Origin of the sequence: Bradyrhizobium yuanmingense, assembly GCF_025200905.1 — a bacterium.
In the GTDB taxonomy this organism is placed as follows: domain Bacteria; phylum Pseudomonadota; class Alphaproteobacteria; order Rhizobiales; family Xanthobacteraceae; genus Bradyrhizobium; species Bradyrhizobium yuanmingense.
This window is the reverse complement of sequence record NZ_CP104173.1, coordinates 1669224-1691259: the sequence shown is the minus strand read 5'-3', so window position 1 is coordinate 1691259 and position 22036 is coordinate 1669224. Positions and strand designations below refer to the sequence as shown.

The window sequence follows — 22036 nt, the reverse complement described above, 5'->3', positions numbered from 1 at the left end:
CTTGTTGTCATTCCGGGGCGCGCGTAGCGCGAGCCCGGAATCTATTCCTCTACATGCACTGCGGCCCGATGGATTCCGGGTTCGCCCTTCGGGCGCCCCGGAATGACGACGGGAGGCATCAATGCGTCAATTCCTTCATCGCAGCTTCCAGCCCCTCGATCGTGATCGGATACATACGATTGGCGAAGATGCGCTTGATGATGGTGGTGGATTCCGAATAGTCCCAGTGCTTCTGCTGCACCGGGTTCAGCCACACCGTATGCGGATAGGCGCGGATGATGCGGTCGAGCCAGACCGAGCCGGGCTCCTCGTTGACATGCTCCACCGAGCCGCCGGGCACCATGATCTCGTAAGGCGACATCGAGGCATCGCCGACGAACACGACCTTGTAGTCGTGCGGGTATTTGTGCAGCACGTCCCAGGTCGGCGTGCGATCGGTGAAGCGGCGCTTGTTCTGCTTCCACACGCCTTCATAGAGGCAATTGTGGAAGTAGAAATACTCCATGTGCTTGAACTCGCTCTTCGCCGCCGAGAACAGCTCCTCGACCTGCTCGATATGCGCATCCATCGAGCCGCCAATGTCGAAGAACACCAAGAGCTTCACTGCATTGCGCCGCTCGGGGCGCATGTGCACGTCGAGGTAGCCGTGATTGGCGGTCTCGCGAATGGTGGTGTCGAGATCGAGCTCATCGGGCGCGCCGGTGCGCGCGAACTTGCGCAGGCGCCGCAGCGCCACCTTGATGTTGCGGATGCCGAGCTCAACATTGCCGTCGAGATCCTTGAACTCGCGCTTGTCCCACACCTTCACGGCGCGGTTGTTGCGGTTCTTCTCCTGGCCGATGCGCACGCCTTCGGGGTTGTAGCCGTGCGCGCCGAACGGCGAGGTGCCGGCGGTGCCGATCCATTTCGAGCCGCCCTGGTGCCGGCCCTTCTGCTCCTCGAGGCGCTTCTTCAAGGTCTCCATGAGCTTGTCCCAGCCCATGGCCTCGATCTGCTTCTTCTCTTCTTCGGTCAGGTATTTCTCGGCGAGCTTCTTCAGCCACTCCTCGGGGATCTCCGCCTTGTCCATGGCCTCGAGCAGGCTTTCCAGCCCCTTGAACACCGTGCCGAAGACGCGATCGAACTTGTCGAGGTTGCGCTCGTCCTTCACCAGCGAGGCGCGCGACAGGTAATAGAAATTCTCGACCGTATAGTCCGCAAGGTCAGCGTCGAGCGCCTCCATCAGCGTGAGGTATTCGCGCAGCGTCACGGGGACCTGCGCATCGCGCAGAGAGGTGAAGAATTGCAGGAACATGGGTGACAGATTGCCCGTCGGGTGGCGAACGTCAAGGGGCGCAGACCGTCGCGGGACGCTGGACCGGCAGGCTTTTTGCTCTAGAATTGGCGACATGAGGGGTTGTTTGGGGGACGTTTGCAATGGGAATTCTCGCAGCGCTGATCATCGGTGCCATCGCCGGCTGGCTTGCGGGCAAGATTGTCCATGGGGCGGGATTTGGGCTGATCGGCAACATCGTCGTCGGCATCATCGGCGCGCTGGTGGCGAGCTGGGTTCTGCCACAGCTGCACATCCAGCTGGCAACGGGCACAATCGGCGCCATCGTCGATGCCACGATCGGCGCGGTGATTGTGCTCGTCATCCTTTCGCTGATAAAACGGGTCTGAAAGCCTGACCGAACCAGGAACGGCCGCCGCGAGCGGCCGTTCGCTTGTCGTGACCGAGGCCATTGATACTGGCAATGCGTTGCGACGACGACCAACAAGGACGCGCGATGAAATTTACCGGCACCAAGGACTATGTTGCGACCGACGATCTCAAGGTCGCCGTCAATGCTTCGATCGTGCTCGAGCGTCCGCTCCTGGTGAAGGGCGAGCCCGGCACCGGCAAGACGGTGCTGGCGGAGGAAGTGGCGAAGGCGCTGAACGCGCCGCTTCTGACCTGGCACATCAAGTCCACCACCAAGGCGCAGCAGGGCCTCTACGAATACGACGCGGTGTCGCGCCTGCGCGACAGCCAGCTCGGCGATGCGCGCGTATCCGACATCCGGAACTACATCAAGCGCGGCAAGCTGTGGGACGCCTTCACCAGCGAGCAGCGCCCGGTGCTCCTGATCGACGAGATCGACAAGGCCGACATCGAATTCCCCAACGATCTGCTGCTCGAGCTCGACCGCATGGAATTCCATGTCTACGAGACCGGCGAGACGATCAAGGCGAAGCAGCGCCCGATCATGATGATCACCTCCAACAACGAGAAGGAGCTGCCCGACGCGTTCCTGCGCCGCTGCTTCTTCCACTACATCAAGTTCCCCGACGCCGACACGATGGGCCGCATCATCGACGTGCACTTCCCCGGCATCAAGAAGCGCCTGGTCGAGGAAGCGCTGCGCATCTTCTTTGAGGTGCGCGAGGTCCCGGGCCTGAAGAAGAAGCCGTCGACCTCGGAGCTGCTCGACTGGCTCAAGCTGCTGCTCAACGAGGACATGAGCGCCGAGCAGCTGCGCGAACGCGACCCGCGCAAGCTGATTCCACCGCTGCACGGCGCGCTGCTCAAGAACGAGCAGGACGTGCATCTGTTCGAGCGGCTGGCGTTCTTGAGCCGAAGGGAAGTGTAGGCACGCCGTAACGCGTCGCACGGTGCCGTAGGGTGGGTAAAGGCGCATAGCGCCGTGCCCACCATTCCTCCGTGATGGATGCAGATCGTGGGCACGCTTCGCTTTGCCCACCCTACGATATCGAGTGTGTCGCGAGCAGCCTCCCGATCCCGTCATTGCGAGCGCAGCGAAGCAATCCAGTATCCCTCCACCGCAGTAGTCTGGATTGCTTCGCTGCGCTCGCAATGACGGAGCAAGGAGCAACGGCGTCGTTCTCCGCTGGCAATTCAATTTGCAGACACACCTTCGCAGCCTCGCGGCTCATCTCCCCCGAGCTTTGCTTCATTCCGTCGCGCCAAAAGAAAGAGGGCGCAGGGAAGACCGGGTGCCGACGGGCACCCGCGGTCCGCTGCGCGAAAAGCACACGCAGAGAAACCGCACAGCAGCATACAGGTGTCGCCGATCACTCGGCCTTCCCTGCGCGATGGTCGGACGGCTTATGCCGTGCTCTCCCGGGAGCCGAATTCCTTCTGGCCTCCCTCGCCCCGCGAATTGACGATGCCGTCTGCCCGGTTGGGCTCGCGCGCATCTCCGCAAAAGGGCTTGACCGTAGCAACGACGGCCAGGACCACACGGTTTTGCCGTACGCAGCTCATCCGGCTTCGCCAAGAGGCTTCGCCGGACTTCAGCGCCGTTCGTCTGCACGGGGCCTCGGGCTCACAGGGACTACCCGCCCTGCCCGCTACCCTTTCGTGCCGACGCTGCCGCGTCCACCGCAACCCGGCCCGCGTTTCGAACGACTCGCGAACCGCCCCTCTTTCGTGAGCCGGGCTGTTTCGATCTATGCCGCAATTCCGAATTTCGGTAAAGCGGAATATTTTTATGGAGAGGGGTTGACGGGGTGACGGGGTGTTTTGCCCGACGGGCTACGGGCCGTGAAGCGTCGCCGCCCACTCCAGCGCCGGCAGCACCGTGCCTACGAGCAGACCATATGAGAAGGCCTTTTGAACTGGTGTGCGCCGTGGAAACCATCCTACTCCGCCCATGAAGTACATTATCGCCCAGAGGCCGGCAAGGAGGGTCCAATCGCGCCAGCCCACGCGGAGCAGCAGACCGAGCGGAATAGCGGTGCAGAGAAAGACGACGCCGCAGAAGGCAATCTGGCCAACGGATTGCCGCTCAGCGCCGGATTGGGGCATTTGGCGTTTTGCCTATCGGTGAAGCGCATAGGGCGGATTGGCCGAAGGCGTAATCCGCCACGGCTCGTTTTCACATCGAAAGAAGCGGTGGGTTACGCCTACGGCCGCGCTTCGCGCCGCCGCTGGCTAACCCACCCTACGAAGATATCACGCCACCGCTGCGTCCGGAATCCTTGCGGCTTCCAGCGGCTGCTTACCGCGGATGAGGTCGGAGGCGCGGTCGGCGATCATCATCGTCGACGCATTCAAATTCGCCGAGATCATGCGCGGCATGACGGAGGCGTCAATGACGCGGAGGCCTTCGAGGCCGTGGACGCGGAGCTGGTCGTCGACGACCGCCCACGTCGAGTCCGCCGGGCCCATGCGGCAGGTGCAGCCGGGGTGGAAGGTGGTGGTGCCGCGCTCGGTGGCGGCGTGCAAGAATTCGTCGTCGGTGTTGACGTTGGGGCCGGGGAAATCCTCGTAGGCGTAATAGGGCGACAGCGGCGCGGACTTCAGCAATTTGCGTGCGAGCTTCATGCCGCCGACGATGACGCGGCGGTCGAGCTCGGCGTCGAGATAATTGGTCTGGATAACAGGCGGCGCGAACGGATCGGATGAGCGGATGCGGACATAGCCGCGGCTCTCGGGACGCTGCTGCCAGGACGCCACCGTCATGCCGGGCTCGTCCTCGAGCTGGCCCTGCACGCCTTCTTTGTAAGAAGCCGGCGTGAAGGTGAGCTGCAGGTCGGAGCTCTCGGCGCTCTCGCCGGAATGCCAGAAGCAATAGACCATGGTCGGCGACAGCGACAGCAGGCCCTTGCGCTGGGTCGCCCATTTCAACGCCTCGATCCACAGCGAGAAGCCGCGGCGGAGCTCGTTGATGGTCTTGATGTCCTTGACGCGCGCCACCGTGCGCGGGGCGTAATGGTCCTGCAGGCCTTCGCCGACCGGTAGCGCGTGACGCACGGCAATGCCGTGCTGCTGCAATAGGTCCGGCGAGCCGATGCCGGAGAGCTGCAGCAGCTGCGGCGAGTTATAGCTGCCGCCGGAGAGGATCACCTCCTTGTTGGCGCGCACTTCGACAGCATGGCCGCCGCGGCCGCCCTTCATGTAGCGCACGCCGACGGCGCGCTTGCCCTCGAAGATGATCTCGGTCGCGTGCGCATGGGTGTGCACATGCACGTTGGGCCGCTTCATCGCCGGCTTGAGGAATGCGGTGGCGCCGGAGACGCGCAGGCCGTTGTTGATGGTGCGCTGGCAGTAGGAGACGCCTTCCTGGGTCTTGCCGTTGTAATCGGGATTGCGGGGAATGCCGAGCGAGACCGCGCCTTCCATGAAGGCCTCGCAGAGCGGATCGCGCCAGTTCATGGTGGTGACGATGAGGTTGCCGTCGCGGCCGCGATAGATCTCCTCGCCCTCGCCGATCCGCTTCTCCAGTCGGCGGAAATAGGGCAGCACGTCGGCATAGCCCCAGCCGCGATTGCCCATCTGCGCCCAGGTGTCGAAATCCATGCGCTGGCCGCGATTGTAGATGTGGCCGTTGATCGAGGACGAGCCGCCCAGCGTCTTGCCGCGCGGCGCATAGATGCTGCGCCCGCCGGTCCACGGACCGGGCTCCTGCTGATAGGCCCAGTTGATGCTCTTCATGTGGAAGGTCTTGATGAAGCCGGCCGGCAGATGGATGTAGGGGTGCCAGTCGGACGGGCCCGCCTCGAGCACGCAAACGGAGGTGTTGGGGTCCTCGCTGAGCCGGCTGGTGAGCACGCAACCGGCGGAGCCCGCGCCTACGATCACATAATCAAATCTATCCATGGTCCCTCGGCCGCCCCTAGCGCGGCTTGTCGTTGAGTTGGAATTCGAGATGGGCCTGCACCGTCGGCCATTCAGCGGCGGTGATGCTGTAGACGACAGTATCGCGCAAGGTGCCGTTCGGCGCGATCTGGTGGCTGCGCAGGATACCGTCCTGCTTGGCGCCCAGGCGCTCGATGGCGCGGCGGCTCTGGTGGTTGAAGAAGTGCGTGCGGAACTCGACCGCGATGCAGTTCAGCGTCTCGAAGGCATGGCGCAGCAGCAGCAGCTTGCACTGCGTGTTGAGCGGGCCGCGCTGCGCGCTCTTGCCATACCAGGTCGAGCCGATCTCGACGCGGCGGTTGGTGGCATCGATGTTCATGTAGGTGGTCATGCCGACGATCTTGCCGCCGGCATCGAACACGGTGAAGGGCAGCATCGAGCCCGCGGCCTGCAGGCCTAAGCGGCGGTCGATCTCCTTGCCCATGTCCTCCGGCAGCGGGATTGCGGTGTACCACAGCTTCGACAGCTCGCCGTCCTTGACCGCCTCGACCAGCCCTTCGCGATGGTCATGCGACAGCGGCTCGAGACGGGCATGCTGTCCGCGCAGGGTGATGGGATCGGGCCAGGGCATTCTATCGTTCCTTATGATTGTCATTCTGGGGCGGCTTGAAGAGCCGAACCCGGAATCTCGAGATCCCGGGTTCTATGCTCCGCATAGCCCCGGGATGACAATCGCGTTTTACGCGATTGTCACTTGTTCAGAAAATTCAACGGCAATCCGCCGCGCGGCCAGTCCATGGCGATCAGCTCGCCCTTGCCCGACAGCGTGATATAGGCGGTCTTCAGCTCGGGGCCGCCGAAGGCGATGTTGGTGGTGACGCGGTCGCCGGTCGGAACCTGTTCCACCAGGGTGCCGTCGGGCGCGATCACCGAGATGCAGCCGGAGACGAGCGTGGCGACACAGACATTGCCGTTCGCTTCCACCGCGAGCGAGTCGAACATCTGGTAGCCGCCAAGGCCGCAGATCGGCTGGCCGCGCTCGCCGCGATAGATCGGATCGCGCGGCTTGAGCGTGCCCGGCGCCGAGAGCTCATAGGCCCAAAGCCGCCCGGTCGGCGTCTCCGCGATGTAGACCGTATTCTCGTCCGGCGACAGGCCGATGCCGTTCGCCGGCAATACGCCATGCACGATTTCGACGATCTCGCTCATGCCGGGCTTGAGGTAATACATGCCGCCGACATCCATCTCGCGCGCACGCCGCTTGCCGAGGTCGGAGAACCAGAGGCCGCCGTGCTTGTCGAAGACGAGGTCGTTCGGCCCGCGCAGATCGTGCGCGCCACATTTGGTCACGACGGTCTCGACCTTGCCGGACTGCAGATCGACGCGCTGGATCGCGCCGCCGAGATAATCGTCCGGCTGCGGACCCGGCATGATCATCTTGCCGGCCGGAATCCAGGAGAAGCCGCCATTGTTGCAGATGTAGATCTTGCCGTCGGGCCCGAGCGCGGCGCCATTCGGGCCGCCGGGAATCTTCGCCACGATCTCCTTGCGGCCGTCGGGATAGACACGCGTCAGGCGCTGGCCGCGGATCTCCACCAGCACGACCGAGCCGTCCGGCATCACGACCGGCCCTTCGGGAAATTCGAGGTCGGTGGCGAGAACGCGGACGTTGGACATTGGAGACCCTCCCGGCGGCTTGTTATGGCTTGCGCGGGATGTCCGGCACGGGCCCCCGCAGGCAAGATTTGCCTGCGGTTATGGCAAAGTCGCCGGAGCTTGCCAAGCAAGCGGGACGGTATGCCAGCGTTGCGTGTTATTCTCTGACCGGTATCCAGATTTCGAAGCCGCCGTTGCCGGTCGCGGGATCGAATTTTTCGTCATAACGCTCGAAGTTCGGCGCGTCCGCGGCTTTCAGGCCAGACGCCGGCAGCCATTGATTCCAGATCGTGTTGACGGTGCGCCGGATCGAGGCGACGTGATCCTTGTGCGTGAACACCGCATAGCGCTGCTCCGGAATGCGGATGCGACCGAAGCGGCGCGGCAGGTCGGAGAAATCGGCGACCTCGACGCCGGCAATGTAATCGAAATTGCCGGCATCATCGCCGTTGCAGCAGACGCCGTAGGCGACGTGACCGACCCGCGCGGGGATGTCGGCGACCTCCTGATTGAAGCGCTGCCACAGACCAGGGATCATGGCACCGTTGTCGCAGGAGATGCGCTCGGCGCAACCGGCGACGAGGAAGGCCTTTGCGGTCTCGAAACGCGGTGGGGCAAGATGGTCGAGCATGGTGGAATCCATGAGGATCGGCTCCTGTAGCCTGAGCTGGTTGACGCACGCTGCCGCCCTCACCGCTTCGGGCGTGGTGCCGAATTGGTCGCGGAACGCGCGGGTGAAAGCTTCGTGCGAGCCGTAATCCGCCTCCAGTGCCAGCGACAGGATGTCAGGTGCGCCCTTTGCCAGACTGCGCGCCGCCTCCGTCAGCCGCCGCGCGCGCACGTAGCGCATCACCGGCAGACCGACGGCTGCGGCAAACGCACGCACAATGTGGAACCGCGACACGCCCGAGATCGCAGCGATCTCGTCGAGCGTCATCGGCTCGGCCAGATGGCTCTCGATATACCAGAGCGCGCGCTGGGCTGGATTCATGGCGGTTCAGGCTCTCGTTCGAAGCGCGGTGATGATGCGCCGATCGGCATCACTTTGCTTGATCGGCATTGCTGTCGTTTGCATGAGGATAGCCGGTCAATGGAAGCTGGCAACGCCCCGGTGTTCGTGGCTACACTCGCCGAAACCGCTCACGAGAAAGAGGAACCGGGTCATGGAAATCACCGATGTGCGGGCGCACCATATCCGCATCCCCTATGATGCCGGTGTCGCGAGCTTCCGCCAGGGCGCGTCCGCCATCACCGCACTCGACATGGTCCTCGTCGAGGTCACGACCGATGCCGGGCTGACCGGCTGGGGCGATGCTTTCGCCTATGTCTGCCCGCGCACGACGCGCAGCGCCGTCGAGGAGATGATCGCACCGCAGGCCCGCGGGCTGGAGGTGCCCGATGCGGCCGGCATCCCCGCCGTGATGGAGCAGATCCAGCGCAATTTGCATCTGTTCGGCCGCTACGGCATCACCATGTTCGCGATCTCCGGGCTCGATATCGCATTGTGGGACCTCGCCGCGAAGGTCGCGGGCGTGCCGCTGCACCGCCTGCTGGGCGAGATCAGGCGCACGGCGATCCCGGCTTACGCGAGCCTGCTCCGGATCGGCTCGCCCGACAACATCGCCGCCGAATGCAGGAAGGCGCTCGCGCTCGGCTATGGCGCGATCAAGCTGCACGAGACCACGACGCCTGCGGTGCTTGCCGCGCGCGAAGCGATCGGTCCGAGGATTCCACTGATGGTCGACATGAACTGCCCGCTGACCGGGGACCAGGCGATCGCGTTCGCGGCGACATGCCGCGACGCGCAGCCGATGTTCCTGGAAGAGCCGGTCTGGCCGCCGGAAGACTTCGCCACGCTTGCCGAGGTGCGCAGCAAGAGCGGGCTCGGAATTGCCGCCGGCGAGAATGCCTGCACCGAATATCAATTCCGCCAGATGATGGAAGCGGGCGCGGTCAGCCACGCCCAGCCGTCAGTCATCAAGGTCGGCGGCATCACGGAATTCCTGAAGGTCGCAGGCTTGGCCGATCGGCTCGGCATCAGGATCGTGCCGCACTCGCCTTACTTTGGCCCGGGCCTGCTGGCGACGCTGCATCTGCTCGCGACGCGCGACGACGGGCTGGTCGAGATGTTCTATTTAAAGCGCGAAGCCTGCCTCTGGGACGGCCGCGCCGATGTCGATGCAAGCGGCCATGTCGCGGTGCCGGCGGGTCCCGGGCTCGGCTACGAGCCCGATCGTGGCGTGATGGAGCGATATCGCGTCGCGTGATCGACGCGCCTATTTCGCAGCATCCTTCGCCGGCGGCGCGTCCTGCTTCTTCTTCAGATCCTCAGTGGTCTTCGCCTGCGCGGCCTGGAGATCGAGAAGCGTCTTCTGCAGGCCGGCGATGGCTGTCTTCAGCGCATCGATCTGGCGATTGGCAACATCCAGCTTTTGCTGATGGTCGAGGCTGAGCTTGGTGATCGTCTTCTGCAGGAAGTCGACATTGCTCTGGAGGCAGCTGGTGCGGCGCTCCATGGTTTTCTCGACCGTGCAGATCTCGATGCCGGGCACGTCCTGCGCGAGCACCGGCAGAGGCGCCAGCGTGGCGAGCAGCAACATTGCGAAACAAATTCCGGCGTTTCGAAGCAGCATGAAAGTTCCTCGGCCAGTCGATCACATCAATGTGCGCTGTTTGCGCGCTGCAGCGTGAGGCTACCACACTCGCACCGCATTCTCGCGTTGAGCTCGGGCCCGTTCCCCTGGGACGGGGAGCAGTGAACCGCATGCGGGAGAAGTGGGCGCTCTCCGCGGCTTTGTTTAGGGGAGATTTTCGGAATGGCAACGCGCGATAGACGTTTGGCGGAATTCGACGGCGCCGGAGAACCACCGCCGGGCCTGCCACTTGAAGTGCTGTGCGAGGATCACAGCGGGACGTATCAACTGCCGTTCGCCTGCCGCTATGTCGAAGGACGCTGGCAAAACCACGAGGCCGGGATTGCGGTGGAAGCAACCGTGATCGGCTGGCGCCTGCCGCGCCTGAAGCAGCGCGGGGCCGCCTGAAGGCGGTGTCTGTTTCAAAATGCGACGGGGCCGCGCTGCGCTTTAACCTTCGGAACGCGGCCCGAACGAATCACGTCCGAATCAGCCGAAGCGCCTTGTACGCACCTGTTCACGGCTAGATCTCGCTGCGGTCCGGCAGGGGCGCACAATATCTGCGCAGCCGGCCGGATCGCAGGCGCCTGTCACCGGGTCCAAAGGTTAATTGTTGCAAAGGCATAGCGCTGCGTTCCGCAGCGGACGGCCGCCGCCCTCGAAACAGGCAGGCCGTGCAACGCCTGCCTAATACTCGACCTCGAGCTCCTCGATCTCGGCCGGCTCCTCCTTCGCCGCCGCGACCCATTCCTGCATCTCGGGCATGGCCATGATGGTGTCGGCATAGGCCTTGAGCGGCGGTGCGAGCTTGACGTCATAGGTCACGAAGCGCGTTACGACGGGAGCGTACATCGCATCCGCCATGGTGCGCTTCTCGCCAAACAGGAAGGGACCGCCCGATTTCTCCAGGCAGTCGCGCCAGATGAACCAGACCCGGTCGATATCGGCCTGCGCCCGCGACCAGATCTTGAAGCCGGGAAAGTGCCCCTTCAGGTTGACCGGCAGCGAGGCGCGCAGCGTGGTGAAGCCGGAATGGATTTCGCCCGAGATCGAGCGGCAATGGGCGCGCTGGATGCGGTCGGCCGGCAACAGGCCGGCGTCCGGCATGACCTCGTTGAGATATTCGGCAATCGCCAGCGTGTCCCAGACCACGGCGCTCTCGTGCCGCAGGCACGGCACCAGGATCGAGGACGACAGCAGCAGGATCTCCGCACGCGCCGACGGATCGTCCGGCGCGGTGACGATCTCCTCGAAATCGAGCCCGGAGAATTTCGTCAGCAGCCAGCCACGCAGCGACCAGGACGAGTAGTTCTTGCTGCTGATGGTCAGTGTCGCCTTCGCCATAGAGCCCTTCCCTCACGCCTGGGCAACGCACCGCCGCGCGTGCGTGCCCGTGATCTGTGCCGACCCGACGGGGCGCAGCAAGCGACATGCCAATTTTCCGGGCGGTCCGGCTCCCGTCTGGCTTCGATATTGCATCACGACAGGAGGCAAGTGGGCGCTTCAGTATGATGTCGATGTATTATCAGGCTTTTCAGAACCACATGGACCTGACGGCGCCATGGCGCGCGGGGGCTTCGTCCGCACTCAAATTCCTCAATCTGGTGCCTCAGGGCTCATCGGACCAAGTGGTCGGCCGGCTTTCGGCCGCGCTGGAGCTGATCTCGCGCTCCACCCTCACCTATGACCGTCCCGCCTACGGCATCGACAGCGTCATGGTGGGCAACCGCGACGTCGCGGTCAGCGAGGAGATCGCCTACGCGACGCCGTTCGGCTCGCTGCTGCACTTCAGGAAACACGGCGTGGCCGAGCAGCCGCGCATGCTGCTGGTTGCGCCGATGTCCGGACACTTTGCCACGCTCCTGCGCGGCACCGTGAAGACGCTGCTGCAGGACCACGACGTCTACATCACCGACTGGCACAATCCGCGCGACATCCCGCGCAGCGAGGGCCGCTTCGGGCTCGACGACTACACCGAGCACCTGATCGATTTCCTCGGGCAACTGGGGCCGCGCCCGCACATGGTGGCGATCTGCCAGCCGTCCGTCTCCGCGCTGGCGGCCGCCGCGATCATGTGCGAGGACAACCATCCCTCGCGCCCGGCGACGCTGACGCTGATGGCCGGCCCGATCGACACACGGATCCAGCCGACCAGGGTCAACGAATTCGCCAAGAGCAAGCCGATCGAATGGTTCGAGCGCAATCTGATCAACTACGTGCCGGTGCAGTGCCGCGGCGCTCTGCGCAAGGTCTATCCCGGCTTCGTGCAGCTCACCGCCTTCGTCTCGATGAATCTCGAGCGCCACATCAAGCAGCATCTCGACCTCGCCAACCACATTGCCAAGGGCGAGAAGGAGAAGGCCGCGACGATCAAGACCTTCTACGACGAATATTTCGCCGTGATGGATCTGCCGGCCGAATTCTACATCGAGACCGTGCGCGACGTGTTCCAGGAGCATCTCCTGCCGCAAGGCAAGCTGATGCATCGCGGCCGTCCGGTGAACACCAGGGCGGTCAGCCGCATGGGGCTGATGACGGTCGAGGGCGAGAAGGACGACATCTGCTCGATCGGCCAGACGCTCGCCGCCCAGGACCTCTGCACCGGCGTACGCGCCTATCGCCGCGTCCACCACATGCAGGCCGGCGTCGGCCATTACGGCGTGTTCTCCGGCAAGCGCTGGAACAACGAGATCTATCCGCTGCTGCGGGATTTCGTGCACGTGAATTCGTGAGGCGCACGCCGGGGCGCACGAGAGCTACTCTTCAAGCTCGTATCGCGCTGGGCCACGCGATGATTTGCCCTGACATCACAAGGCGGTTGCGCCCGCTCTCCTTGGCGGCGTAGAGCGCCTTATCCGCGGCCGCTATCAACGACGTGAAATCAGCATTATCGCCGAACGACATATGTGTGGCGCCACCAATACTGAGGGTGACCTGCTTGGATGGCGGGTTGAGCGCGTGCAGGATGCCGAGGTCTTGAATCGCTTGCCGGATTCGCTCGCCGACCTGCTCGCACCCTCCCGTGTCCGTATTTGGTAGCAGCAAGGCGAATTCCTCACCACCATACCGAGCGGCCAAGTCTGCTGGCCGCCGGGCCTGTTCTGCCAGGACCCCGGCGACCGAGCGGAGACATGCATCGCCCGCCTGATGCCCGTACTGATCATTGAAACTCTTGAAATGATCGACATCCATCAGCAACAGTGACAGAGGCCTTCCTTCGCGCCTGGCTCGGTCCCATTCCGCCTCTAGCCGCTCGTCGAAGTGTCTGCGGTTTGCCAAGTCCGTCAGGCCATCCGAACTGGCGAGAGCCGCCAGCTTATCTTCCAGGTCCTTACGTTCGGTCATGTCGCGCGAGATCGCCACCACGCCGTTGATGTCTCCACTCTGCGCACTCCTGGCGACGCGCAGCGCGGTTTCGATCCAGACCTCGCCTTTCTCGCGATGCCGAGTGCGATAAGTGATTCTCGCCTCCTCGGCTTCGCCGTTCATCAACGCGGAGATCGTCTCCTCAACCCGCGCCAGATCCGCCGGATTTATGCCGGCGAGGGCCGACGTATCCACCAATTCGTTCGGAGCCCAGCCAAGGACTCGCGCGCTGGACGGCGACGTATAGAGAATCCGTCCATCGACCGCTATACGCATGACCATGTCTCCCGACTGCTCCGCGAGGAGACGAAAATCCGCCTCCTTGGCGATCAGAGCAGCGGCCATCTTCTGCCGCATGTGCAACTGGCGCACCAGCCAAACCCCCGCAACAGCGAGCCCTCCTATCAGTCCCAGCACCGCAGCCACGCGCGTCAGCGCCGCTTTGCGCCAGGGGGCCAAGACGTCGTCTTCCGATTCCGTCGCAACCACGACAACAGGGTAGCGACTGCTGAGTTGATAAAAGCTCAGACGCCGAACGCCGTCGAGAGGCGACGTGAAGTAGTAGACGTCCGCACTTGGCCGCTCGCGGAAATTCCTAAAAAGCGGTGCATTCGACAGATCGCGCCCCGTATATCCGTTGTCCGGGCTACGCGCGAGGACAACGCCCTTCGCGGTCGCCAGTGCAATTGAGCCGTTCTGGCCAACGTCGAATCCGCGATAGAATTGCAAAAAATAGTCGACATCGATCGTGGTAAGAGCCACTCCGGCAAAACTGCCGTCAGGATGATCGAAGCGCCTTGACGCTGTGATGATCCATTGCCCCCCCGATCTGCTCCTCACTGGACCCCCAATGAAGGTTCCTCGCTCAGCCACGGCGCGATGATACTGGAAATACTCCCGGTCGCTGTTGTTGAGGCCGGCGAAATCCACGGGCTCGCTGGTTGCGAGCCAGCGGCCGGTCTCGTCATAGACGAACACAGCTCGAATCCGGTTCGCGGCTTTGCGCCGGGAAAGAAAGGTCTGAATCTTCGCGATCGCCGCCGGGCTGGTCCCCTCGAGTTCGAGTTGGCCGACCACCACATTGAGAACGGTGTCCGCGAGTTCGAACGTATCTTCCGCGTGTTGCGTCACCGACCGGGCCAGATTGGCCACGTCTGTTTCGGAGCCCTTCAGCAGCGTCTGTCGCTGGGACCACTCCCGCCAGCCGCTGAGCGCGACAATCGCCAAGCAAGCGACCGCCACGAATGCGGAGGCCCAGAGCGTCAGACGCCCCTTCCGAAGATCGCTGCGGTGATCGATCAAGAGATGCTCCCTGCACCCTCAACCCCGTAAACGCCTTGGGCTAAAGGATGGTTGCTCGTTCCGCTTGTGATTTTGGGAGAACACCGGAAGGAGATTGACGGCATCGATGAGCGGCTTGACCGTCGATCGATAGCGCATGGACTGGTCCGGCGAGAAGGACAACACAGCAATCAACTCGGCGCGACGGCTTCGATTACTGTGCCGGCCACTCGGCCAAAGCCAGGTTCAGTAAAACTCGTCGGATGCAGGCTTCGAGCTCCGGCAAGAAGTGCAAAATCGTCTGTCCGCGGTTGAGGCCGAATGACCATGCTCTCTGCCGGCAGACGCTCGGTCGGCGAGACCGACGCGGGCTTCGCGCCGCCTGCAACAATGTGGGGCAACGGTGCGGCCATCAACCAGATGTTCTTAAGCATCGCCCTATTCACCGAGCACGCGACGACACCTTTCCGCTTCAGACGGGCGACGGTAAAGAGCTTGCGGATCAGCAGGTCTCGTTCAAGCGACTGCGGCAATTTGAACTGCACCCCGATGAGCCGGCCCCTTTGTTGCGCAATCACCGCATCGACCCATCCGACCTGCATGATGTGCACGCGCAGCGGTTCTCCGGCGCGAGGAAAGTCAATACCGGAGCCAAGCAGAACGCCGGCGCCAGAGAGGGAGATGTTGCTCACGCGTCCAGAAAGCTGCTCGCCGGTCACGGTCTGGATCAAGATAGTTTCGTCGATGTCGAAACGCTCCTCGGTACGTCCCATCCGCGCCTGCAGCGAGGTCATGCAGACGAAGAAAAGCACGACGATGTTCACGACCGACCAGAAGGCAACCATCGGTAGAGCGGCCGGATGATCGATGATGCGCCATTCCGGGATCGTGTTCAGAACCACACCGACAACCGTCAACGCCATCAAGACCGCCGACGGCCAGAATATCTCCGCAGCGTAACTTGCGCGCCGCGCGGCAGCGCCCTTCGGCGTCACCCTGAACGCATGTCCCGCCGGCTTGACGAGAGTCCCCAGCACCGTCGGCAATATCTTGAAGCTCTGGATCGTCGCCGACACCTGAGCGGCGAGCGGAAAATGCACGTGCGGCGCGAACCAGGAGATGCCGCCGTTGAGCGCCAGGATCGCGGGGAACAAGTAGTAGAACACCGATTCGGGGGTGACATCGACGACAGGCGCCAAGCCGGTCCACATGAACACGATCGGAACCACCACGACCATGAGCGCCCGCAAGCCCAATGAGAGCCAATGCGTCGGAAAGAAGAGGAGCCGATGCATCAAGCCCAGTCCGGGGCCGAGCGGACCGGCGGCGAGGTACAGCGTCTGAATCGCGCCACGCGCCCAGCGTTGCCGCTGCACGAAAAAGGCATCAAGGCTTTCCGGCGCCAGTCCAATCGCCAGCGGTTCGCAGAGATAGCGGGTGACGTATCCCTTGCGCAGCAGGACGAGCGTCAGCAGGATGTCTTCCGTAATGGACTGGGTCGGCAAGGCATCGCCTACCGCGCGGAGTGCTGCGCGACGCGTGACGGAGTTGGAACCACAACAAAAGGCACCATCCCAGCCGTCGCGCGCGGGCATGATGGAATCGAAGAAGAACCGTTGCTCGTCCGGCAATCCCCTGTGCAGGCCGAGATTCGCCTGCATCGGGTCCTCATTGTAGAAGGCGTGCGGGATCTGAACGATTCCGACCTTTGGATCAGCGAAGAAGCCCATCGTGCGCATCAGGAAATTGCGCTGCGGCACGAAATCCGCATCAAAGATCGCGAAGAACTCGCCGCTCGTCTTGGTCAGGGCATGATTGATATTGCCGGCCTTGGCATTCAAATTGTCGGCGCGCGTGAGATAGCCGGCGCCCTTTTGCATGCAGAGTGCCCTGAGCCAAGGCCTGCGACCATCATCCAAGACCCACACCTGGACGTTCGGATAGTCCAGGCACAGCGCGCCGGTGATCGTCTTTTCCAGCACCTCGAATGGCTCGTCGTAGGTCGGAATAAAGACGTCGACCGAGGGCAGCTCATCATCCGGCAGGCTGCGAAGCCGACGCTCGTGCTGATCTGCTTCGCTTCGGCGATCGGTCCTGCGAAGGAACGTCAGATAGAGAATGAACTGATCTGTGAAAGTCAGAAGCTCGACGAACAGACAGAACCAGATCCAGCCGACCTGATACCAGGTCCCGCTTGCCGGCAGCACTGTGGTGAAAATACGCCATTCGAGATAGTGGGCCACCACAAGCCAAACCACAACAAAGACCGCAAGACGCGCCCAAGGGCGCGCGACCGGAAAGGTCGGCGCCAACAGATACATCGCAGCAAAGATGCCCAGCATCGGCGCGAACAGCTGAGAGAGAGGCAGAGTCATGGCTTGCATGGACCATCTCGCTCACAGGAGCGATTGGTCGAGTTCCAGGCGAGCGGTCAGCCATTTCAACTTCGAGCTGACCAATCGTAGCAGGCCGTCGGCTCTGCGCTCGAAGCGCACCTCAGCCAATCGTCCGATATCGCAGGAGCCGTTGCGGTCGGCCGACGTCTCATTGGGCGGAAGCGATATCTCAATGGTAATGTTGCCCGGATCAGGCCGCGGCACCCGAGCCGCAAGCAGCCGATCATCGCCGTACGCGGCCGATCCGCGGACCTGCCGGATCTGGCCGCTCTTCCATTCGCGACTCCCAATCAGACGGACGGTAGCCGCATCTCCAGCCTTGATCTTCTCGAAATCGCGCTCGGGTAGTTCAACGACGATAAACCGGCGTTTGCAATCTGCGAAATCGAAGACCGACTGCCCTTCCGTGACCATCGAGCCGGGGCTGGCCGCGACCGACCAGACCACATGGGCTGCGGGCAAGGACAGATCGTAGTGATCGAGACGATCAAGTCGAGTGCGTTCCTCTGCAATTTCCGCGGCCAACTGCGCGGCACGTGAGCTGTTCTGCAACAGGTCTGTCTCGAGCTCCTGGCGGCGGAGGACAAGCCGCTCGCGCTGCTGCTGAGAATAGGGCACGTCGTTGGCATCGCCACGAAGATAAATGCCCTTGTCGGCCGCCCCCAATTCCGTCTTGAGGCGCCGCAGGCGTTCATCGGCCATCTGGCACCGCGTTGCGGTTGCCTCCTGCGAGGCCTGGGCCTCACCGGAGCGGATCTGCGAACTGATGCCGAGCTTCACGAGCCTCTCCATCCGGCCCGCGACATCGTTCCGCTGCCGCGCCTCAGCGAGACAGCCGCCTTTTTCAACTTCCGTTTCACCTATCTCGTGGCGCAGGCGCGCTACCATCCCCGAACGATAGTCCTCGCTTCGCTCGCGGAGCTTGCGATCGAGCTCGGCGATTTCCTCGAGTTGCCGGCGTGCGAGCTCGGCGCGTTTGGTGGACATGGCCAGCTGCTGATCAAGGTCCATGAGGTGCCGGCGATCCGGCGAACGCGCCTCGACCAGCGGCACCATCCGGGTGTGCTCGAAATATTCGCCCTTGCGGGGAAGATCTGACGAGAGCTGACCCGCCATCGGCGCAGTCACCCGCATGAGCTCGGCATTGACATAGGCGGAGGGCGCGATTCGGTAGGTCACATACGGCAACAGGGCCCATCCGCTGAGAGCGATGATCCCGAGCGCCAGGGACCGCCGAGCGATCCGGCTGCGAATGAAACGTTCGACATGCAGGCGAACCACGACTGGATCTCCAAATGGGCTTTGGTCGCTCCGCCTGCCCTTGCGAAGGCAAGCCTATCACCGCATGGCCCAGGTGTTGGCATGAAGCCTGCGCCTTGAGACAATGAGCAATCCGACAACAGCTGCTTGCCGAAATCAGGATTCGCCGCCGCAGCAGACTCCCCCTCGCAACCACGAGAAGCATATCTAGCTTTCACCACAGCAGGTTAAGACGTGTCAAAACCGGAGAACTACGGCTCGGGAATCGAGAACAAGATGCCGACCTATTCTGGCTTGAAGTCGGCGCGGCACTTGTACTGATCGAATGGCGGCGCGGCTAACGCCCATTCCTAAGCAGCTCTTTCGCTTCCGCGAATTCGGGAAGTCCATGCTCCGCCTCGAATTGAGCGACCACGGGCGCAAGCACTTCGGATAGCGTACGCGCTCGGCCATTTGTCTTGTACAGGCGTGCAAGTTCAAGAGCGCTGCGCAGCTCAAAGGTCTTGGTCTGCTGATGTTGTGCGATGTCCAGCGCCCGCTTGATGGCGTCTTCGGCACTGGATTCGTCCGAAGGATTATGGCGCGATAAGAGTTTACCGCGGACACGATGCAGCTCGGCATCAAGCCAATGCTGGCCGGATTGTCCCGTCCCGGCGATCAATTCGTCCAGGATTTCCAGCCCGGTCTCGACGTCGCCTAAATCTGCAATCGCCAGGGCGACATGCATCCCCCAGAACGGTTCGCAGAGGTAGCAATCGTTCTCGTGCAGGAAGGTCCAGCCGTGACGCATGTCCGCCAGTCCGGTCATTCGGTCTCCTGCACGCCACTTGGCGAGGCCGTTCAGGTAGGTGCCGGCGGCCACGTACAGCGGCATCGTGTGGGCGCGTGCGAGACCGAGCGCCAGGATCGTCTCTGTCTGCTGCAACATGCCCCCGCATACTCCGTCGAACACCGCGCGATGAACCAACGCATTGGCCTGGGACAGCGCCCGTTTTTCTCCCGGAGTACCCACCGCTTCCGCGGCGAGCTTGCGCGCACGAGCGATGTCGCCGAGCGGCCAGAGCACCAAAGCGAGAAATCGCATGATCACGAACGGGAGATCCAGCGCCGACGCCCTGAAGGTCGCGGGATCCGGTTCGGCCCGATAGATCGCCAGCGCCCGCTCAAGATGCGTACGCGCGTTCAAATACTCGCCGGCGAACCAGCAGGTCACGCCCCCAGTCCAATGGGCCACGACGGCGGCCACCGGCGAGTCCGGCCGTCGCTCAGCGGCGCTCCTGATGGCATCCGCCAGCTCCCGCATCGGAGCAAGTTCGCCATGGGTCAGGCAGGCATTGAAGAGGCCGGAATGGACCGGCGCAAGTTCAACGGGATCATCGATACCGGTTCCGAATTGTCGCGCGCGCGTCCATGCGGCGACCGTTTCCGGAGCACTGTGGCCGAGGCTGCCCCGCAAGGCACGGCCATATGCGATTTGAAGATGCAGCCTGCTCATCATGCGGTGGGGCTCGCCAGGCAATTGATCGGCGATCGCGATGGCCTTGCCGAGATGCGCGATCGCCTCGGAATAGGCCGAGCGTTTCAACGCCTGCTGGCCCGCCTTGCGCCACCATTCGAGGGCGATCTCGCTCAGCCCCGCCTCGGTGAAGTGGTGCGCGAGAACTTCCGGCTCGGTCTCGGCGACGATTGGAAACTTGTCGCGCAGGACATCGCCAATCCGTGTGTGAAGCACCTGCCGTTTGCTCTTGAGCAGGCTCTCGTAGGCCGCTTCTTGAACAAGGGCATGCTTGAAACTGTAATTTGCTTCGGGCGGTGTCCCACGACGCAGCAGCAGTTCGGCCTCTTCAAGTTGTCCCAGCGCCGCGCCCAGCGTCAGATCGTCGCGTCCCGCCACGGTTTTCAGCAGCGCGTACGAGAAGTCGCGGCCAATGGCGGCTCCTATCTGGGCCACCTCCTTGACCGGAGCGAGCCGATCAAGCCGCGCCATCAGCGAATCCTGCAGCGTCGCAGGGATAGCAAGCGGCGGCAGCGGATTCGTCAGGCGGTAGCGCCCGGCATCCTCAACGAGCAGCCCGGACTCCAGCACCATCTTGGTCAATTCCTCGACGAATAGCGGAATGCCATCGGTCTTGTCGATGATCTGCTCCATCATCTCGCGTGGCAGCTGGCGACCGACGACAATCTGCTCGACGAGCGCGCGCGTGTCCTGCCGATCGAGCCGGTCGAGCCGCAACAGACTGACGTTGGCAAGGCCCGACCAGGAGGGCTCGAACTCCGGCCGGGACGTCAAGAGCACGAGTATCGGCAGTCCCCTGATCCGATCGACCGCGAGATCGAACAGTTCAAGTGTCGTGGCATCGGCCCAATGCATATCCTCGCAGATGATCAGCAGCGGCTGGCCTCGCGCCAGTCCCTCAAGCTGATCGAGAAGGGCAGCAAATGTCTGCCGCCGCTGCTGCGCCGGGCTCAAGCCGAGGGGCGGGCAATGGTCGCCGGTGGGAATCGAAAGCAGAGCCGCAATGAGCGGTGTTGCCCGGGCGACCTGCTGGGTTGCTATTGCGAGCATTGCCTCGAGCTTGCCGAGTTTTTCATCCGGCGTGTCGTGCGAGCGAATTCCGGCGGCGCGCTCGAGCTGCGCGACGAAGGGATGAAGCGCACTGTTGGTGTGGTAAGGCGAACACTGATATCGCACGCGACGGTGCAACCCCAACGAGGGGCTTTCCGACAGCGTTGCTACAATACGCGACTTGCCGATGCCCGCTTCGCCGGAAATCAATACGAACTGGCCCCGCCCCTGCCATGCCTCCCGCTGGCGCGAGAGGATGAACTCGATCTCGTTCTTGCGGCCGACAAAGCCGATCGAGCGCGCGGCACGGACTGCCTCGAAGCGACTCTCGGATGCGGTCGCGCCTTCCACCTCCCAGACCGCGATGGGGTCTGCCATTCCCTTGACCTCCCGACGGCCGAGATTGCGCAGGGAGAACAGATCGCCAAGCAGCCGGCGCGTCGATGAAGCAACGACGACGACCCCCGGCTCCGCCAGGCTCTGGAGCCGGGCGGCGAGGTTTGGTGTGTCGCCGATGGTTGCGTGCTCCTCCGACGCATCTCCGCTGATGAGGTCGCCGACCACCACAAGTCCGGTCGCAATTGCGATCCGCAGTTCAGCTCGTTCGTCGGTCCCTGTCTTGAGCTGGCGTATCGCGGAGATCATGTCGAGGCCGGCGCGCACCGCGCGCTCGGCATCATCTTCGTGGGCGCGCGGATAGCCGAAATAGACGAGTATTCCGTCACCGACAAATCTGGCTATCCTGCCATCGTAAGCAGCAACCACGCTCGCGCAGGCAGCGCGATAGGCCCGGATCACCTCCCACATATCCTCGGGATCGAGACGCGCCGAGAGCGCAGTCGAGCCGACCAGATCGCAAAACATGACCGTGAGATGCCGCCGCTCGGCGTCCTGAGGAGGAGCGGGAGATGCGATCAACGCGGCCGGATCGAGGTCAGCGATAGCACGCAGCATCTTGCGGCGATGGCCGAGCAGGACTCCGAGCTTATCGAAGTCCTCATCCATCAGTTCGGGAAGGACGCCTATGTCGATCCCATTTTGGGCAAAGCGCTCCGCGTATTGCGCAAGCCCCAGCTTCTCGAGCCACTCCGCAATCTGCATTGGCTCCACCGATCGTGTGGTTAGCGGTTAGCAGAAGTTTTGGACCACGGCGCGCGCGGACAATATACCAACGTTACCATTATGGCACGTCATGTTTGTTGCGCGACCACCTAGGCTTCTCAATCCCGATATCGCATTGAACCAGTGAGCTGCGCGAGGCGAACGGCTTCGCACCTAAACATCGTCGGCACGCAGCATTGGACGGCAGAGGTTG

Annotated in this window: 16 protein-coding genes; 5 read left to right on the top strand and 11 right to left on the bottom strand. The window is 63.0% G+C overall.

Features of this window, described 5'->3' with window-relative positions:
* Positions 1-118: 118 nt before the first annotated feature.
* Positions 119-1294 (bottom strand): vWA domain-containing protein, encoded by a 1176-nt coding sequence (locus N2605_RS07860; protein WP_260346241.1) that lies wholly within the window; start codon positions 1292-1294, stop codon positions 119-121.
* A 122-nt stretch (positions 1295-1416) separates the two neighbouring features.
* On the opposite strand from N2605_RS07860, the gene N2605_RS07855 reads away from it, so the two are divergent.
* Positions 1417-1662, top strand: a complete 246-nt coding sequence (locus tag N2605_RS07855) for a GlsB/YeaQ/YmgE family stress response membrane protein (protein WP_036028526.1) — start codon at positions 1417-1419, stop codon at positions 1660-1662.
* Positions 1663-1769: 107 nt separating this feature from the next.
* Positions 1770-2612, top strand: a complete 843-nt coding sequence (locus tag N2605_RS07850; protein ID WP_036013181.1) for an AAA family ATPase — start codon at positions 1770-1772, stop codon at positions 2610-2612.
* Between the two features lie 1325 nt (positions 2613-3937).
* Here N2605_RS07850 and N2605_RS07845 read toward each other — a convergent pair.
* From N2605_RS07845 to N2605_RS07830, 4 genes are all read right to left on the bottom strand, one after another.
* Positions 3938-5584: a GMC family oxidoreductase gene (locus N2605_RS07845; protein ID WP_260346240.1), complete on the bottom strand. Its 1647-nt coding sequence runs from the start codon at positions 5582-5584 to the stop codon at positions 3938-3940.
* A gap of 16 nt (positions 5585-5600) precedes the next feature.
* Entirely contained in the window at positions 5601-6194 is a 594-nt protein-coding gene (locus N2605_RS07840) for a GNAT family N-acetyltransferase (RefSeq protein WP_036028531.1), read from the bottom strand.
* A gap of 119 nt (positions 6195-6313) precedes the next feature.
* On the bottom strand, positions 6314-7240 hold the full coding sequence (locus N2605_RS07835) for an SMP-30/gluconolactonase/LRE family protein (protein ID WP_260346239.1): 927 nt from the start codon (positions 7238-7240) through the stop codon (positions 6314-6316).
* A 136-nt stretch (positions 7241-7376) separates the two neighbouring features.
* Entirely contained in the window at positions 7377-8210 is an 834-nt protein-coding gene (locus tag N2605_RS07830) for an AraC family transcriptional regulator (protein ID WP_225155324.1), read from the bottom strand.
* A gap of 172 nt (positions 8211-8382) precedes the next feature.
* Between N2605_RS07830 and N2605_RS07825 the strand changes: the two genes are divergently transcribed.
* A complete protein-coding gene (locus N2605_RS07825) occupies positions 8383-9486 on the top strand; it encodes a mandelate racemase/muconate lactonizing enzyme family protein (RefSeq protein WP_260346238.1) in 1104 nt (367 codons plus the stop codon).
* 9 nt (positions 9487-9495) lie between these two features.
* On the opposite strand, the gene N2605_RS07820 is transcribed toward N2605_RS07825, so the two are convergent.
* Positions 9496-9852 carry a hypothetical protein gene (locus N2605_RS07820; protein WP_036028535.1) on the bottom strand — a complete coding sequence of 119 codons (357 nt, stop codon included), beginning with the start codon at positions 9850-9852 and terminating at the stop codon, positions 9496-9498.
* Positions 9853-10035: 183 nt separating this feature from the next.
* Here N2605_RS07820 and N2605_RS07815 point away from each other — a divergent pair, with 183 nt between their 5' ends.
* Positions 10036-10260, top strand: a complete 225-nt coding sequence (locus tag N2605_RS07815) for a hypothetical protein (RefSeq protein ID WP_036028537.1) — start codon at positions 10036-10038, stop codon at positions 10258-10260.
* A gap of 279 nt (positions 10261-10539) precedes the next feature.
* On the opposite strand, the gene N2605_RS07810 is transcribed toward N2605_RS07815, so the two are convergent.
* Positions 10540-11196, bottom strand: coding sequence for a glutathione S-transferase family protein (locus N2605_RS07810; RefSeq protein WP_036013147.1), 657 nt, complete (start codon positions 11194-11196; stop codon positions 10540-10542).
* A 164-nt stretch (positions 11197-11360) separates the two neighbouring features.
* Between N2605_RS07810 and N2605_RS07805 the strand changes: the two genes are divergently transcribed.
* Positions 11361-12584, top strand: a complete 1224-nt coding sequence (locus N2605_RS07805) for a polyhydroxyalkanoate depolymerase (protein WP_081492994.1) — start codon at positions 11361-11363, stop codon at positions 12582-12584.
* A 31-nt stretch (positions 12585-12615) separates the two neighbouring features.
* Here the strand turns inward: N2605_RS07805 and N2605_RS07800 are convergent, their stop codons facing one another.
* The 4 genes from N2605_RS07800 to N2605_RS07785 all read right to left on the bottom strand — a co-directional run bounded on the left by N2605_RS07800 (position 12616) and on the right by N2605_RS07785 (position 21822).
* Positions 12616-14520, bottom strand: coding sequence for a diguanylate cyclase domain-containing protein (locus N2605_RS07800; protein ID WP_260346237.1), 1905 nt, complete (start codon positions 14518-14520; stop codon positions 12616-12618).
* 170 nt (positions 14521-14690) lie between these two features.
* Positions 14691-16883, bottom strand: coding sequence for a glycosyltransferase (locus N2605_RS07795; protein WP_260346236.1), 2193 nt, complete (start codon positions 16881-16883; stop codon positions 14691-14693).
* A 12-nt stretch (positions 16884-16895) separates the two neighbouring features.
* Positions 16896-18176 carry an HlyD family secretion protein gene (locus N2605_RS07790; protein WP_225112145.1) on the bottom strand — a complete coding sequence of 427 codons (1281 nt, stop codon included), beginning with the start codon at positions 18174-18176 and terminating at the stop codon, positions 16896-16898.
* Positions 18177-18492: 316 nt separating this feature from the next.
* Positions 18493-21822 carry an AAA family ATPase gene (locus N2605_RS07785; RefSeq protein WP_260346235.1) on the bottom strand — a complete coding sequence of 1110 codons (3330 nt, stop codon included), beginning with the start codon at positions 21820-21822 and terminating at the stop codon, positions 18493-18495.
* Positions 21823-22036: the final 214 nt, after the last annotated feature.

Coding starts and splice junctions, on each gene's coding strand:
- N2605_RS07820 (WP_036028535.1), bottom strand. CDS start 9,852: ATGCTGCTTCGAAACGCCGGAATTTGTTTCGCAATGTTGCTGCTCGCC.
- N2605_RS07810 (WP_036013147.1), bottom strand. CDS start 11,196: ATGGCGAAGGCGACACTGACCATCAGCAGCAAGAACTACTCGTCCTGG.
- N2605_RS07835 (WP_260346239.1), bottom strand. CDS start 7,240: ATGTCCAACGTCCGCGTTCTCGCCACCGACCTCGAATTTCCCGAAGGG.
- N2605_RS07830 (WP_225155324.1), bottom strand. CDS start 8,210: ATGAATCCAGCCCAGCGCGCGCTCTGGTATATCGAGAGCCATCTGGCC.
- N2605_RS07795 (WP_260346236.1), bottom strand. CDS start 16,883: ATGCAAGCCATGACTCTGCCTCTCTCTCAGCTGTTCGCGCCGATGCTG.
- N2605_RS07860 (WP_260346241.1), bottom strand. CDS start 1,294: ATGTTCCTGCAATTCTTCACCTCTCTGCGCGATGCGCAGGTCCCCGTG.
- N2605_RS07855 (WP_036028526.1), top strand. CDS start 1,417: ATGGGAATTCTCGCAGCGCTGATCATCGGTGCCATCGCCGGCTGGCTT.
- N2605_RS07785 (WP_260346235.1), bottom strand. CDS start 21,822: ATGCAGATTGCGGAGTGGCTCGAGAAGCTGGGGCTTGCGCAATACGCG.
- N2605_RS07845 (WP_260346240.1), bottom strand. CDS start 5,584: ATGGATAGATTTGATTATGTGATCGTAGGCGCGGGCTCCGCCGGTTGC.
- N2605_RS07850 (WP_036013181.1), top strand. CDS start 1,770: ATGAAATTTACCGGCACCAAGGACTATGTTGCGACCGACGATCTCAAG.
- N2605_RS07805 (WP_081492994.1), top strand. CDS start 11,361: ATGATGTCGATGTATTATCAGGCTTTTCAGAACCACATGGACCTGACG.
- N2605_RS07825 (WP_260346238.1), top strand. CDS start 8,383: ATGGAAATCACCGATGTGCGGGCGCACCATATCCGCATCCCCTATGAT.
- N2605_RS07840 (WP_036028531.1), bottom strand. CDS start 6,194: ATGCCCTGGCCCGATCCCATCACCCTGCGCGGACAGCATGCCCGTCTC.
- N2605_RS07815 (WP_036028537.1), top strand. CDS start 10,036: ATGGCAACGCGCGATAGACGTTTGGCGGAATTCGACGGCGCCGGAGAA.